We start from the raw sequence: 14,884 nt of genomic DNA, 5'->3' as shown, positions 1-14,884 counted from the left end.
ACGAAGTGCGGAGCCGTCACGGACAATGGGCGCGTGCACTACAGCATTCTCGGTACGACCCAGGCACTCCACGACGACGGCACGGCCGTGGCCCTCGGCGGGGCGCGGCTGCGCGCCCTGCTCACGGTGCTCGCCCTGCGCCCCGGCCGCACGGTCCCGGCGACGGTTCTCGTCGACGAGGTGTGGGACGGCGATCCGCCCGCCGATGCCGTGGGCGCCCTGCAGGCACTCGTGGGCCGCCTCAGGCGTGCCCTCGGCCGGGACGCCATCGGCTCCGTGGAGAACGGCTACCGGCTCGCCGCCGACCCCGACGCCGTGGACCTGCACCGTTTCGAGCGGCTCGTGGGGGAAGGGGCGCGGGCCCTGGAGGACGGCGACGCGGCGAAGGCCGTCACGGTCCTCGACGACGCGCTCGCCCTGTGGCGCGGGCCCGCCCTCGCCGACCTGCCCGACCGTGCGGCGGCCGCCGTCCGCTGGGAGGCCCGGCGCATCGAGGCCCGCCGCACCAGGACCGCCGCCGTCCTCGCGCTGGGCCGCCCCGACGAGGCCCTGCCCGAACTCGCCGCGCTCTGTGCCGACCACCCGATCGACGAACCCCTGCAGGCCCTGCGCATCAGGGCGCTGCAGGCCGCCGGGCGGACCGCCCAGGCACTCGCGGCGTACGGGGAGGCGCGGACCGCGCTCGCCGAGCGCCTGGGCTCCTCGCCGGGACCCGAGCTGCGCCGGCTGTACGAGGAACTGCTGCACCAGGACCGGCCCCGGCCCGAACCGGTGCCCTCTCCCGCCCCGCCCGGAAACCTGCGGGCCAGGCTCACCAGCTTCGTCGGCCGCGAGACCGACATCGCCGCCCTGCGCGAGGACCTCTCCCGGGCGCGCCTGGTCACCCTGCTGGGCCCCGGGGGCGCGGGCAAGACCAGGCTGTCCCAGGAGGTGGCCGAATCCGTCGATCCGGCCGCCTGGCCGGACGGCGTCTGGCTGGCCGAGCTCGCGCCGGTCGACGATCCCGAAGCGGTTCCGGAGGCCGTCCTCACCGCGCTCGGCGGGCGCGAGACCGTGCTGCGCGGGGCGGGCGCCGAAGAACTCCGGGCCGCCGAACGGGGCGCGGGCGAACCGCTCGCCCGGCTCACCGAACACTGCTCCGAGCGCCGCATGCTGCTCCTCCTGGACAACTGCGAGCACCTCGTCGAGGCAGCCGCGGCCCTCGCCGACCACCTCCTGGCCCGCTGCCCGGGGCTCACCGTCCTCGCGACCAGCCGTGAACCCCTCGGCGTACCCGGAGAGTTCGTCCGGCCGGTCGACCCGCTGCCCGACCCGATGGCGCTGCGCCTGCTCGCCGAGCGAGGGGCCGCCGCCCTGGCCGGCTTCCGGGTCGACGCGGACGAGCGGACAGCGGCGGCCTGCGCCGAGATCTGCCAGCGCCTCGACGGCCTTCCGCTCGCGATCGAACTCGCCGCCGCACGGCTGCGCATGCTCACCCCGCGCCAGATCGCCGACCGCCTCGACGACCGCTTCCGTCTGCTGACCAGCGGCAGCCGCACCGTGCTGCCGCGCCAGCAGACCCTGCGTGCGGTCGTCGACTGGTCCTGGGACCTCCTGGACGAGGACGAACGCACCGCGCTGCGCCGCCTGTCGGTCTTCTCCGGCGGCTGCACCCTGCCGGCAGCCGAGGCCGTCTGCGCGAACCGGCCGCAGGACGCGTACGACGTCGCCGGGGTGCTCGGCTCCCTCGTCGACAAGTCCCTCGTCGTCGCCGCCCCCGCCGCGGACGGCCGGATGCGCTACCGCCTGCTGGAGACCGTCGGCGAGTACGCCGCCGAACGGCTCGACGAGGCCGGGGAGCGGGACGTCGTCGAACGGCAGCACCTCGTGTTCTACCGGGAGCTGGTCCGCACCACCGACCCCGAACTCCGGGGCCCCGGACAGCTCGCCGCCCTCGACGTGCTCCAGCGGGAGTACGAGAACCTGCGCACGGCCCTGCGGCACGCCGTCGCCGCCCGCGACGAGCAGGAATCGCTCTGCATGGTGCTCTCGCTCGCCTGGTACTGGCAGATGCGCGATCTGCGCAGCGACGCACTGCAATGGGCCGAAGCCGCCTCCGCGCTCGGCCCCGACCCGTTCGCCGCGAACGCCGGTGCCGCGCCCTCGCTCGTCGAACGCTGTACCGACGCGCCGCCGCCGATGAGTTCCGACATGCTCCAGGAGGCGCGGCGCCAGGTGGCACTGGTCCAGATGGCCAGCGTGGACCACGCGATGGACATCTGGGCGAACGAGGCAGGCATGGCGCGCCTGCGGGCCATCGCCGCCGCCTACCGGCCGGGCCAGCCGCAGACCTGCCGCAGCCCGGGTTCGCTCTGGTTCTTCGCCGTCGTGCTCACCGGGGACATCTCGGACCTGCGCGGGGTGCTGGACGAGACGGTCCGCGCCTCACGGGAGCTCGGATTCGACTGGGAGCTGGCCGCCGCGCTCCAGATGCGCGCCAACGTGCTCGCCAACCGGCCCGACTGGGCGGGCGCCGCCCGTGCGGACGCCGACGAGAGCCTGGAGATCTTCCGCCGTCTCGGCGACGACTGGGGTACGGCGGAGGCGCTCTCCTCGCGCGGCGAGGCCAACGAGAAGAGGGGCGACCACACCCGGGCGGCCGACGACTACCAGGCCGCGATCGGGTACGCGGAGAAGCTCGGCGCCCGGGCCCAGGTACTGGTGCTCCGCACCCGGTACGCCGCCGCCCTGGTAGAGCTCGGCCGCGGTGCGGAGGGCGAGGTGATCCTCCGGGAGGTGCTCGTCGAGGGGCGGCACGCGGCGCACGAGTCGACGGCGTTCGCCCGGTTCTTCCTGGCCATGTCGCTGGGCATGTCCGGCCGCACCGCCGAGGCCCGCGAGCAACTGGGCGTGCTGCAGGGGGATTTCAAATCGTCCGCCGTAGGGGTCTTCGAGGCGTTCGTGCTGGGCGGCCTGGCCTGGCTGGACAACCAGGAGGGGCTGTACGAGGACGCCCTGACCCGGAGCCGGGAGGCGCTGTCGCTGTCCGACGACCGGTTGTCGCAGATGGTGGCGCCGCAGATGCACGTGCTCTACCTGGTCACCGTGGCGCGGGCGCTGGGCGGGCTCGGCGGGGAGCGCAGGGGCGTTCTCGCGGCGCGGCTGCTGGCCGCCTCACGGGCGCTCCTGCCGGACGGGCATGTGCAGACGTCGGTGGAGCGGGACAACTACGCCGCCGCCGAGGAGCTGGCCCGGGGCGTCCTCGGGGACGCCGCCTACGAGGCCGCGTACGACGAGGGCGGTGGCCTCTCCCAGGAGGAGGCCACCGCCCTCGTCGACGCGTACCGGGACTGATCCCGGTCCGTCAGGACTTCTTGCGGAACTTGGACACCGCGAGCGGGGCCATCACCGCGGTGATGACCACGGTCCAGCCGAGCGTCACCCAGACCGAGTGGGCGAGCGGGCCGCCCATCATCAGGGCACGGGCGGCGTCTGCCAGGTTGGACAGCGGGTTGTAGTCGGTGAACGTCTGGAGCCAGCCGGGCATCGTCTGGGTCGGGGCGAAGATGGACGAACCGAACTGGAGCGGCATCAGCACGAGCATCCCCATCCCCTGGACGGCCTGAGCCGTCTTCATGGTCAGTCCGAGCAGGATGAAGATCCACATGATGGCGGCGCCGAACGCCGCCGACAGAGCGATCGCGCCGATCAGCCCGAGCACCGACTCCTGGAGCTCCATGCCGAGCGCGAAGCCCATGCCCAGCAGGATCAGTGTGGCGACCATCATCCGGCCGAGCTCGACCACGATCTTCGCGATGAGCACCGAGGAGCGGGCGATCGGCATCGTGCGGAACCGGTCCATGACCCCCTTGCGGAAGTCGTCGTTGACACCGGAACCGACCGCCATGGCGATGTTCATGCCCATCATCGCCATCAGGCCGGGGATCAGGTAGTTGAGGTACTCCTGCCGGCCGCCGCCCATGCTGCCGCCGACCGAGCCGCCGAAGACGTACACGAACAGCAGCGTGAAGATGACCGGCATCAGGAGCGCGTCGAACATCGACTCCGGATCCTTCTTGATCTGGAGCAGATTGCGCCGCACCAGCGCCCCGATGTGGCGCAGGTTGTTCCGCAGCCCGATCCGGCCCTCGCCGTGGAGCTTCGTGACCGGTGCGGAAACGGCCGCGTCGGTGGGGGTGGGCGTCAGAGTCGTCGTGCTCATGCCGCGACCTCCTGGGGGATCGTGTCGGTGACGGTGGCCTTGTCGCCCGTGATGGCGAGGAAGACCTCGTCCAGGCTGGGCAGAGCGGTGGCGACGTGGGCGAGGGAGAAGCCCCGGGTGCCGAGCAGGCCGATCACGGCGGTCAGCTGCTCGTCGCTGAGGATCGGCACGTACAGCAGGCCCTCGTCGGGGACGGCCTGGGCGCCGGCGACCCCGTCGAGTCCGGCCTCCCTGATGGCCTGCGCCATGGCGGCGAGCTGGTCCGGGTCGGAGGGCCGGATCTGCAGGGTGCGGCCGCCGACCTTGGCCTTCAGCTCGTCGACACCGCCCCGGGCGATGATCTTGCCCTTGTCGATGACCGTGAGCTCGTTGGCGAGCTGCTCGGCCTCTTCCATGTACTGGGTGGTGAGCAGCACGGTCGCCCCCTCCGCGACCATCCGCTGCACCTCGTCCCAGACTTCGTTGCGGGTACGGGGGTCGAGCCCCGTCGTCGGCTCGTCCAGGTAGAGCACGGCCGGGCTGCCGATCATGGACGCGGCCAGGTCCAGCCGGCGCCGCATGCCGCCGGAGTAGTCCATCGCGGCCTTCTTGGCCGCGTCGGTGAGCGAGAAGCGCTCCAGCAGCTCGTCGGCGCGGGACCTGGCCTTCTTGCGCGGCAGGTCGAGGAGCCGCCCGATCATGTAGAGGTTCTCCCAGCCGGACAGCTTCTCGTCCACCGAGGCGTACTGCCCGGTCAGGCCGATGGTGCGGCGCAGCTGCCGGGGCTGCTTCACCACGTCGTAGCCCGCCACGACCGCGTGCCCGGCGTCGGGCAGGATCAGGGTGGAGAGGCAGCGTACGAGGGTGGTCTTGCCGGCGCCGTTGGGCCCGAGCACACCGAGAACGGTGCCTTCGCGCACATCGAGGTCCACGCCGTCCAGCGCCTTGGTCGAGCCGTAGTGCTTGACCAGCCCCCGCACCTCGACGGCGTTCGTGCCGTTCCTGGGGTTCTTGTCGTTTCGCGTCATGTCCACCATGACATCAGCCGCCACCGACAAGTCACCGACAAGCCGCTGACAGCGCACCTACCGCAGGGCGACAGCCCGCCGATGGGGGAGTCGGCGGGCTGTCGGTGGTGCGGCAGTGGTCAGAGGGGCGTCAGTGGAAGGTGTGCTCCGGCTGCGGGAACGTTCCGCCGACGACCTCGTCGGCGAACTCCTTCGCGGCGTCTTCGAGCACCTGGCGCATGTTCGCGTACTGCTTGGTGAAACGGGGCACCTTGCCGCCGGTCAGCCCGACCATGTCGGTGTACACCAGCACCTGGGCGTCCGTGTCCGGCCCGGCACCGATGCCGACGGTCGGGATGTGCAGGGTGCGGGTCACCTCGGCGGCCAGCTCGGCCGGTACGAGCTCCAGGACGACGGCGAACGCGCCCGCGTCCTGTACCGCCTTCGCGTCGCGCAGCAGCTGCTGCGCGGCCTCCTCGCCGCGGCCCTGCACCCGGTAGCCCATGGCGTTGACGGACTGCGGGGTCAGGCCGATGTGGCCCATGACCGGGATGCCGGCCTCGACCAGCAGCCGGATCTGCTCGTGGGAGCGCTCGCCGCCCTCCAGCTTGACCGCGCCGACGCCGGCGTCCTTGATCAGCCGGGTGGCGTTGCGGAGGGCCTGGACGGGTCCCTCCTGGTAGGCCCCGAAGGGCAGGTCGGCGACGATGAGGGCGCGCTTGGTGCCGCGTACGACGGCGGCGGAGAGCATGGTCATCTCGTCCATCGTGACGGGAACGGTCGTCTCGTAGCCGAGGTGGCAGTTGCCCATGGAGTCGCCGACGAGCATGACCGGGATGCCGGCCTCGTCGAAGACGGACGCGGTCATCGCGTCGTAGGCGGTGAGCATGGGCCACTTCTCGCCGCGCTCACTGGCTGCGGCGATGTCGTGGACGGTGATGCGGCGGGTGCTCTTTCCCCCGTACAACGCCTTGCCGGCGGAGGGGGAGGGACCTGCTGGGGTGGTGGTGTTCTGATTCTGCGCAGCCTGAAGCGACATGGCCAACGGCTCCTTCGTCATCTCGTGGCGCCCTGACGGCGTCCCCGGATCCCTTCCATGGTGGCATCCCGGAGCCGCTCCCGGGAAGTGGGCCCGGGCGACCGGGTAAAGACTTTCCAATACGAGACGGTCTCGTATCGAAAGTGGGTTAGGGTCGTCGCCATGTCCATACCGTCCGGCGCCCCTGCCGCCGAGTCCCGTGTCCCGGAAGCGGTCCACCGCCGCCGCTGGGCGATCCTCACCGTTCTCATGTTCAGCCTGCTCATCGTGGTGCTGGACAACTCGATCCTGAACGTCGCGGTCAAGACGATCGCCAGCCCGGCACCGACCGGCATCGGCGCCACCCAGAGCGAGCTCGAGTGGGCGATCAACTCCTACACGCTCGTCTTCGCGGGACTGCTCTTCACCGCGGGCCTGCTCGGCGACCGCATCGGCCGCAAGAAGGTGCTGCTGGCCGGAATCCTGGTCTTCGGCATCGGCTCCGGCCTGGCCGCGCTCTCCACCACGCCCGGCGAGCTCATCACCTGGCGTGCCCTGATGGGCTTCGGTGCGGCGTTCGTGATGCCCGCCACGCTCGCCGTCCTGATGAACGTCTTCGAGCGCGACGAACAGCCCAAGGCCATCGGCATCTGGGCCGGCAGCGTCGGCCTCGGCATCGCCATCGGCCCCATCACCGGCGGTCTGCTCCTGGAGCACTTCTGGTGGGGCTCGATCTTCCTGGTCAACGTCCCCGTGGTGATCGTCGCGCTGATCGCCATGGCCGTCCTCGTACCGGACTCCCGGGACCCGAACCCCGGCCGGGTCGACCCGCTGGGCGTCGTCCTGTCCATCGTCGGCCTGGTCCTGCTGGTGTACGGCATCATCCGCGGCGGCGAGCTCGCCGACTTCGCCGACCTCACGGTGCTCGCGCCGCTGATCGGCGGGCTGGTGGTGCTGGCGGTCTTCGTGTGGCACGAGAAGCGCAGCAGCCACCCCTCCATCGACATCTCGTACTTCAGGAAGCCGGCCTTCTCCGCCGCCGTCGCCGCCATCGCGCTGGTCTTCTTCGCGCTGATGGGCGTCACCTTCTTCTCCGCCTTCTACCTCCAGAGCGTCCGCGGCTACAGCGCCCTGCAGTCCGGACTGCTCATCCTGCCGCTCGCCGCCGCGCAGATGATCTTCGCGCCGCGCGCCCGGCTGGTCGTCGACCGGTTCGGCGCCCGCGCGGTCTGCACCGTCGGCATGCTGCTGGTCGCGGGAGGCCTCGCGGCCTTCGCGCTCTTCGACGCGGAGACCCCGGTCTGGGTGATGTGTGTCGTCTTCTTCGTGCAGGGCACGGGAATGGCGCACATCATGCCGCCGGTCACCGTCGCCGTGATGCAGGCCCTGCCCCGCGAACGGGCAGGCTCCGGCTCGGCCATCAACAACACGTTCCGCCAGGTCGGCGGGGCGCTCGGCATCGCGGTGCTCGGCTCGGTGCTGTCCACGGTCTACCGCGGTGACATCGAGGGCCATCTCGCGGACGTCCCGGCCGCGGCGCGGGACGTGGCGGGCGAGTCGATCGAGGCGACCCTCGGCGTCGCGGCGAAGCTGGGCCCGGCGGGCAAGCCGCTCGTCGTCGCGGCGAACGACGCGTTCATCTCGGCGATGCACGTCACGGCCCTCGGCTCGGCCGCGGTGGCCCTGATCGGTGCTGTGGTGGTGGGCCTGTTCCTGCCGGGCAGGCAGCAGGCTCCGGGCCAGGACGAGAACCGGGCAGCCCCCGTGGCGGAGGACGACAAGGCCGCGTCGAGCCCGTCCGGCGTCTGAGGGAGAGGGTGGGTGCCGGAGCGGCCCGTACGAGGCCCGTTCCTCGTCCGGATCGCCCCGGCGGTCGCCCCACCCCCCGCCGGTCGGCGAGAATCAGGATGAACGGCGAACGACGAGCGGTGGACGGCGCAGCGAGAGGTGACCCACGTGCAGGCGGCACAGGACCATGCACAGGACCGGGCCGACGATTCACCCGGCCAGGACCCTCACGGCCAGGACCCTCACGCTCAGGACCCCGAACCCCGCCGCGGCCGCCCCCGCAGCGCAGCCGCCGAGCGCGCGATCCTCGACGCCGTCGTGGAGCTGCTGGAGGCCGGTGAACCCCTCGCCGGCCTGTCCATCGAGCGCATCGCCCGCACCGCGGGCGTCGGCAAAGCCACGATCTACCGTCGCTGGAGCGGCAAGGAGGAGCTCTTCGTCGACGTCCTGCGCGACATCGAACCCGCCGACCCCACCGTCTCCGGCACCGAAGGACTCGCGGACCTCCGCCTCCTGCTGGAATCCATGCGTACGCGTGGCCTCGCCCAGCGCTCCTCCGTACTCCTGCACAACGTGTTCGCGCAGATGAAGAGCCACCCCAAGCTGTGGACCGAGTACCAGTGCACGGTGATCGCGCCGCGCCGCGTCGCCATGCTGGCCGCGGTGCAGCGGGCCGTGGACGCGGGCGAGCTCCGCGACGACCTCGACGCGGAGCTGATGGACGACCTGTTCCTCGGCCCCATGCTCGTACGCACCGTCCACCGCCCCGACGCACCCCTGCCCGAGGACCTCGCCGACCGCATCATCGGGATCCTGCTCCAGGGCCTCGCACCGAAACCGCAGGTCACGGCCGGGAAGCCGACGACCGCTCCTGTGTGAGCGTTCTGTCACAAGCCACCACAACCACCCCATCGGCCGGAACCCACGACGCCAGATCCGTCGTCCTGATGGCAGTACGGCCGTCGTCGACGGCACGAATAGCGTCGCCCATCGCCTAGGGTCGTGAGGCGCGGCGATGTGTACGGCAAGGCAGTGAGGACAGCGCAATGGTGCAGGCGTACAGGGCGGACACCGAGAACGCCGGCACGGGTCCGCAGGGACCCGGGCCCCGCCTCAGGGCCCTGCGCCACAGACTGGCGACGGACCCCGGCATCTGGCGGCGCGGCATCCTCCTCGCGCTCTGCGCGGTCCTCCTGACCCTGATGATGATCTTCCACGCGGAGATCCCCAACACCATCGGCAACACGGGCAGCCTGATCGAGACCTTCCTGCCCTGGTTCGGCCTCCTCGTGCCGCTGCTGTTCCTCCTCGGCCTCGTCCGGCGTTCGGCGACCGCGCTGATCGCCGTGCTCCTGCCGGCCGTGGTCTGGCTCAACCTGTTCGGCGGCCTCCTGTTCGCCGACAAGTCAGGAGCCGGCGGTGACCTCACCGTCGCCACGCACAACGTGAACGCCGGCAACCCCGACCCCGCGGGCACCGCCCAGCAGGTCGCGGGATCCGGCGCGGACGTCGTGGCCCTGCAGGAACTGCCCGGCGGCAAGGTGGCCGCGTACGAGGAAGCCCTCGCCGCCCGCTATCCGCATCATTCGGTACAGGGCACCGTCGGCCTGTGGAGCAAGTACCCGTTGACGGACTCCCGCCCCGTCGACATCAAGCTGGGCTGGACCCGCGCGATGCGCGCCACGGTCAGCACGCCACAGGGCTCGATCGCGGTGTACGTGGCCCATCTCCCCTCCGTACGGGTCAAGCTGCACGCGGGCTTCACCGCCAACCAGCGGGACAAGAGCGCCGACGCGCTGGGCGAGGCGATCGCCGACGAACGGCTCGACCGGGTGGCCCTGCTCGGCGACCTCAACGGCACGATGAACGACCGTTCCCTGAACGCGGTCACCGCCCAGATGCGCTCCACGCAGGGCGCGGCGGGCGACGGCTTCGGCTTCAGCTGGCCGGCGTCGTTCCCGATGGCCCGCATCGACCAGATCATGGTGAGGGGCGTCGAACCCCTGTCGTCCTGGACCCTCCCCGCCACGGACAGCGACCACCTCCCGATCGCGGCCCGCATCGCACTCTGAGGGGCGGGTACCCTCTCCCCATGCCCAGCCCCGAGTCCGACAGACTCCGGCCGCCGGTCCGCCGGTGGCCGACCCGCAGCGCCGAAGGCCTCTGACCCCAGCGGTCGGTGAGCCTTCCCCTGTCGCGTCGTCGACCACCGCCGGATCCCGCGGCGGTGTGGGCCGACTCCCCTGTCCGTGAGAACACCGGGCATTCCGCCGCGTTGCCGTTCCCCGCGCCCCGGTGCGCACGGACGGGCGCGGCCCGCACCCCCGACGAACACCGCTCGTTCCTCCGACGGTTCCGTACAAGGGGTCTTCTTCTCATGCCATTCGCTGTCCACGTGCTCGGGCTGGCGGTCTTCGCCCAGGGCGCATCGGAGTTCATGCTGTCCGGCCTGCTCTCGGGCATCGCCACCGACCTCGACGTCTCACTGGCCGCCGCCGGGCTGCTGACCTCGGCCTTCGCGATCGGAATGGTGATCGGCGCACCGCTCACCGCCCTGGCGGGCCGCACCTGGCCCCGGCGCCGTGCGCTGCTGTTCTTCCTGGGCGTGTTCATCGCCTCCCATGTGGTGGGTGCGCTGACCCCCGGCTACGGGGTGCTGCTCGCGACCCGGGTGGCCGGGGCGCTGGCCAACGCCGGCTTCTGGGCGGTGGCGCTGGTCACCGCGCTGGCCATGGTCGAACCGCACCTGCGGGCGAGGGCCACCGCCGTGGTCGTCGGAGGGGTGACCGTCGCCTGTGTGGTGGGGGTGCCGGCCGGTGCGCTGCTCGGCGAACTGTGGGGCTGGCGCTCGGCGTTCTGGGCCGTGGCCCTCGTCTCCGTACCGGCGTTCCTCGCACTGCTGTGGACGATTCCCGGCGGGAGCCCGCACGACGTGGCGCAGGTGAGCGCCCGTAGCGAGCTGCGGGCCCTGGGCCGCCCCCGTCTGCTGCTCACCCTGCTGGTGATGGCGCTCGTACAGGGGGCGACCTTCTGTACGTTCTCCTACCTGGAGCCGCTGGTCACCCGGGTCACCGGCCTCGGCGCAGGCTGGGTCCCCGCCGTCCTCGCCCTGTTCGGCGTGGGCTCGTTCGCCGGCGTCACCCTGGCGGGCCGGATCGCCGACGCCAGGCCCGGCGCCGTCGTGGCCGTCGGCATGGTCGCGCTGGCCGCCGGCTGGGCGGCCCTCGCACTGACCGCAGGGAACCCGGTGGCAGCGCTCTCCCTGGTCCTCCTCCAGGGCGCGCTCGCCTTCGGTACGGGTACGGCGCTGATCACCCGGGTCTTCCACCGGGCCCCCGACGCCCCGACGCTGGCGGGCTCCTTCGCCACGGCTGCCTTCAACGTGGGGGCCGCGCTGGGCCCTTGGCTGGGCGGTCTGTTCCTCGGAGCGGGGTTCGGCTTCCGCGCACCGGTCTGGGTGAGCGCCCTGCTGATGTGCCTGGCGCTCGCGGGGGCGGGGGCGCTGTCACGCGAGCGGTCCCGCTCCCTGCCCCGGGCGCTGCACGACTCCAGCCGTGATCTTCTTCACCGGGCGGAGGAGGGGGCCTAGTCCCTGACCCGGGCCGGCGGGTCACCGCACGTATCCTGACCAGCCGTGCCGACGTCACCGGGCAGCGGCGGAGGTGTCCGCGCCGCACCTCGCCGCAACGGCTCGTTCACCTCCGGGCATAAAAGGTCTGCGACACTTTGTTCCGGCTGAATACTTAATCCGGACCGGCAATGAAGCCGACGCTCCCTCCCTCGTTCCGAAAGGCCCCCTCCATGCCCCTGGCCCTGCTCGCCCTCGCTGTGAGCGCCTTCGGCATCGGCACCACCGAGTTCGTGATGATGGGCCTGCTGCCCAACGTCGCGGACGATCTGGGAACGTCCGTGCCCACCGCCGGCTACCTCGTCTCCGCGTACGCGATCGGCGTCGTCCTGGGCGCCCCGCTGCTCACCGCCATCGGCTCACGGGTTCCGCGCAAGCGGATGCTCCTGCTGCTGATGGCCCTCTTCACCATCGGCAACCTCGCCTCGGCGTTCGCCCCCGACTTCGGCTGGCTGCTGGCCGGACGGCTGCTGGCCGGGCTGCCGCACGGGGCGTTCTTCGGGGTCGGAGCCGTCGTCGCCGCGCGGCTCGTCCCGGACGGGCGGCAGGCCCGCGCCGTCGCGACCATGTTCCTCGGGCTCACGGTCGCCAACATCGTCGGCGTGCCGGCGGCGACCCTGCTCGGCCAGCACCTCGGCTGGCGCGCCACGTTCGTCGTGGTCTCGGTGATCGGGCTGGGTGCCATGGCCGCGCTCGCCCGGCTCGTACCGCAGATGCCCGTCGACTCCCACCAGGGCCTGGGGCGCGAGATGAGGGCCATGGGCAACCGGCAGGTGCTGCTCGGCCTGCTCACCGCCGTCCTCGGTTTCGCGGGTGTCTTCGCCGTCTACTCGTACCTCTCGGCCATGACGACCGAGGCGATGGGCTTCGGCGAGTCCTCGGTGACGCTCGTCCTGGCGCTCTTCGGCATCGGGATGACCCTGGGCGCCCTGGCGGCCGGACCGCTGACCGACCGGGCGCTGCGGCCCACGCTCTACGGATCGCTGGCCGCCCTGGCCGTCGTACTCGTGGTCTTCCCCTTCACCGTGCACGTGCAGTGGGCGGCGCTGGTGATGGTGGTGCTGCTCGGCGGCATCGGCTTCATGACGACCACGCCGCTGCAGATGCTGGTGATGAACAAGGCCAAGGACGCCCCCACGCTCGCGTCCGCGTCCAACCACTCCGCCTTCAACCTGGCCAATGCGGGCGGCGCATGGCTCGGTGGCGTGGCGATCGCGGCGGGCTGGGGCTGGACGTCACCGGCCCTGGTCGGTGCGGTGCTGGCGGTCGTCGGTCTCGCGGTGGCGGCCACGGCGGGTCTGCTGGACCGTACGCCGGGGGTCTCCCGTGTCGTGACAGGCGGGTCCTCGGCGCACAACAAGCAGAAGGCCGGGGTGCGCTGACCGCGCACCCCGGCCCTTTGGGGGGGGCGTGCACCGGACCGACCCGGTGCACGCCCCCCACGCGCGTGGTCAGCCCGACTCGCGCCAGCGGTTCGTGATCGGCAGGCGGCGGTCCTTGCCGAAGCCCTTCGGCGAGATCTTCGTGCCCGGCGGGTACTGCCGGCGCTTGTACTCCGCGGTGTCCACCATCCGCAGGGTCCTCGCCACCAGCTCCGCGTCGAAACCGGCCGCCACGATCGCTTCCATGCCCTGGTCCCGGTCGACGTACATCTCCAGGATCCGGTCCAGCACGTCGTAGTCCGGCAGCGAGTCCGTGTCCACCTGGTCCGGGCGCAGTTCGGCGCTCGGCGGCTTGGTGATGGACGCCTCCGGGATCGGCGGGATCTGCCCGCGCTCCTCGGCGGCCCGGTTGCGCCACTTCGCGAGGCGGAACACCGACGTCTTGTACACGTCCTTGATCGGTCCGTACGCGCCGACGGAGTCCCCGTACAGCGTGGAGTAACCGACCGCCAGCTCGGACTTGTTGCCCGGCGCGAGCACGATCTGGCCCTCCTGGTTGGAGACGGCCATCAGCATCGTGCCGCGCAGTCGCGACTGGAGGTTCTCCTCGGCGAGACCGGTGAGCCCCAGCGACCCCATGTACGCGTCGAACATCGGCTCGATCGGCACGGTGCGGAAGTTCAGCCCGGTACGCCGGGCCAGCTCGGCCGCGTCGCCCTTGGAGTGGTCCGAGGAGTACTTCGACGGCATCGAGATGCCGTAGACGTTCTGGGCCCCCAGCGCATCGCAGGCGATGGCCGCGACCAGTGCCGAGTCGATGCCGCCGGAAAGGCCGATCAGCACACCGCTGAAACCGTTCTTCGCAGCGTACGCGCGCAGCCCCACGACCAGGGCGGAGTACAGCTCCTCGTCGTCGTCGAGCCGCTCGGCGTAACCGCCTGCCAGCTCCGCCTCGTACGCGGGCAGGGGCTCCTCGGAGATGACCACGTGGTCGATGCGCAGTCCGTCGTTCACGACCCCTGACGGCGCCTCGGCCGCGGCGGCGGGCAGCTCCAGATCGAGGATCACGCTGCCCTCGGCGAACTGCGGCGCGCGGGCGATCACTTCGCCGTTCCTGTCGACGACGATCGAGTCGCCGTCGAAGACCAGCTCGTCCTGGCCGCCGATCATCGCCAGGTACGCGGTCGTGCAGCCTGCCTCCTGGGCACGCTTGCGGACCAGCTCCAGCCGGGTGTCGTCCTTGTCGCGCTCGTACGGCGAGGCGTTGACCGACAGCAGCAGTCCCGCCCCGGCGGCGCGGGCGGCCGGCACACGGCCGCCGTCCTGCCAGAGGTCCTCGCAGATCGCGAGCGCCACATCGATGCCGTGGATCCGCACGACGGGCATCGAGTCGCCCGGCACGAAGTACCGGAACTCGTCGAACACGCCGTAGTTGGGCAGGTGGTGCTTGGCGAAGTTCAGCGCCACCCGGCCACGGTGCAGCACGGCGGCGGCGTTGCGCGGGGATCCCGCGGGCTGCCCGTAGCGCGGTGCGGCGTGCTCGGAGCGGTCGAGGTACCCGACGACGACCGGCAGCTCGCCGAAGCCCTCCGAGTCGAGACGGGCGGCCAGCGCGCGCAGCGCCTCCCGCGAGGCCTCGACGAAGGACGACCGCAGGGCCAGATCCTCGACGGGGTATCCGGTCAGCACCATCTCGGGGAACGCCACGAGGTGGGCGCCCTGCTCGGCGGCGTGCCGGGTCCAGTGGACGATCGACTCGCTGTTGCCGGCAAGATCACCGACGGTCGCGTCGATCTGATTCAGTGCGAGACGTAGTTGAGGCACGCCGCCCAGTGTAATCGTCTCTCTGACGCGATGTCCTTGAGGGCGGCCACGAACCGC

Annotated in this window: 10 protein-coding genes; 6 read left to right on the top strand and 4 right to left on the bottom strand. The window is 71.7% G+C overall.

The annotated features are described in order from the left end of the window. Positions 1-33 precede the first annotated feature (33 nt). On the top strand, positions 34-3,333 hold the full coding sequence (locus ACFW9O_RS16835; RefSeq protein ID WP_384609999.1) for a BTAD domain-containing putative transcriptional regulator: 3,300 nt from the start codon (positions 34-36) through the stop codon (positions 3,331-3,333). A gap of 10 nt (positions 3,334-3,343) precedes the next feature. Here ACFW9O_RS16835 and ACFW9O_RS16830 read toward each other — a convergent pair whose 3' ends face one another. From ACFW9O_RS16830 to panB, 3 genes are all read right to left on the bottom strand, one after another. Beyond that, positions 3,344-4,201 (bottom strand): ABC transporter permease, encoded by an 858-nt coding sequence (locus ACFW9O_RS16830; protein WP_384609996.1) that lies wholly within the window; start codon positions 4,199-4,201, stop codon positions 3,344-3,346. Further along, on the bottom strand, positions 4,198-5,217 hold the full coding sequence (locus ACFW9O_RS16825) for an ATP-binding cassette domain-containing protein (RefSeq protein ID WP_351171757.1): 1,020 nt from the start codon (positions 5,215-5,217) through the stop codon (positions 4,198-4,200). The genes ACFW9O_RS16830 and ACFW9O_RS16825 overlap by 4 nt, the downstream gene beginning before the upstream one ends. Positions 5,218-5,338: 121 nt before the next feature. Beyond that, on the bottom strand, positions 5,339-6,226 hold the full coding sequence (gene panB / locus ACFW9O_RS16820) for a 3-methyl-2-oxobutanoate hydroxymethyltransferase (RefSeq protein WP_351171760.1): 888 nt from the start codon (positions 6,224-6,226) through the stop codon (positions 5,339-5,341). Positions 6,227-6,388: 162 nt separating this feature from the next. On the opposite strand from panB, the gene ACFW9O_RS16815 reads away from it, so the two are divergent. From ACFW9O_RS16815 to ACFW9O_RS16795, 5 genes are all read left to right on the top strand, one after another. Further along, positions 6,389-8,014: an MFS transporter gene (locus ACFW9O_RS16815; RefSeq protein ID WP_384609993.1), complete on the top strand. Its 1,626-nt coding sequence runs from the start codon at positions 6,389-6,391 to the stop codon at positions 8,012-8,014. Positions 8,015-8,161: 147 nt separating this feature from the next. Further along, positions 8,162-8,872, top strand: coding sequence for a TetR/AcrR family transcriptional regulator (locus tag ACFW9O_RS16810; protein ID WP_384609990.1), 711 nt, complete (start codon positions 8,162-8,164; stop codon positions 8,870-8,872). A 167-nt stretch (positions 8,873-9,039) separates the two neighbouring features. Next, positions 9,040-10,065 carry an endonuclease/exonuclease/phosphatase family protein gene (locus ACFW9O_RS16805; protein WP_384609987.1) on the top strand — a complete coding sequence of 342 codons (1,026 nt, stop codon included), beginning with the start codon at positions 9,040-9,042 and terminating at the stop codon, positions 10,063-10,065. Between the two features lie 305 nt (positions 10,066-10,370). Next, positions 10,371-11,582 carry a Cmx/CmrA family chloramphenicol efflux MFS transporter gene (locus tag ACFW9O_RS16800; RefSeq protein ID WP_384609984.1) on the top strand — a complete coding sequence of 404 codons (1,212 nt, stop codon included), beginning with the start codon at positions 10,371-10,373 and terminating at the stop codon, positions 11,580-11,582. Positions 11,583-11,794: 212 nt separating this feature from the next. Continuing rightward, a complete protein-coding gene (locus ACFW9O_RS16795; protein WP_384609983.1) occupies positions 11,795-13,003 on the top strand; it encodes an MFS transporter in 1,209 nt (402 codons plus the stop codon). A gap of 69 nt (positions 13,004-13,072) precedes the next feature. Here ACFW9O_RS16795 and ACFW9O_RS16790 read toward each other — a convergent pair whose 3' ends face one another. After that, complete coding sequence (locus ACFW9O_RS16790) at positions 13,073-14,827, bottom strand: NAD+ synthase (RefSeq protein ID WP_384609980.1); 1,755 nt, start codon at positions 14,825-14,827, stop codon at positions 13,073-13,075. Between the last annotated feature and the right edge of the window lie 57 nt (positions 14,828-14,884).

It is taken from the genome of Streptomyces sp. NPDC059499, assembly GCF_042749285.1.
Lineage (GTDB): Bacteria > Actinomycetota > Actinomycetes > Streptomycetales > Streptomycetaceae > Streptomyces.
This window is presented reverse-complemented; position numbering and strand designations above follow the sequence as displayed.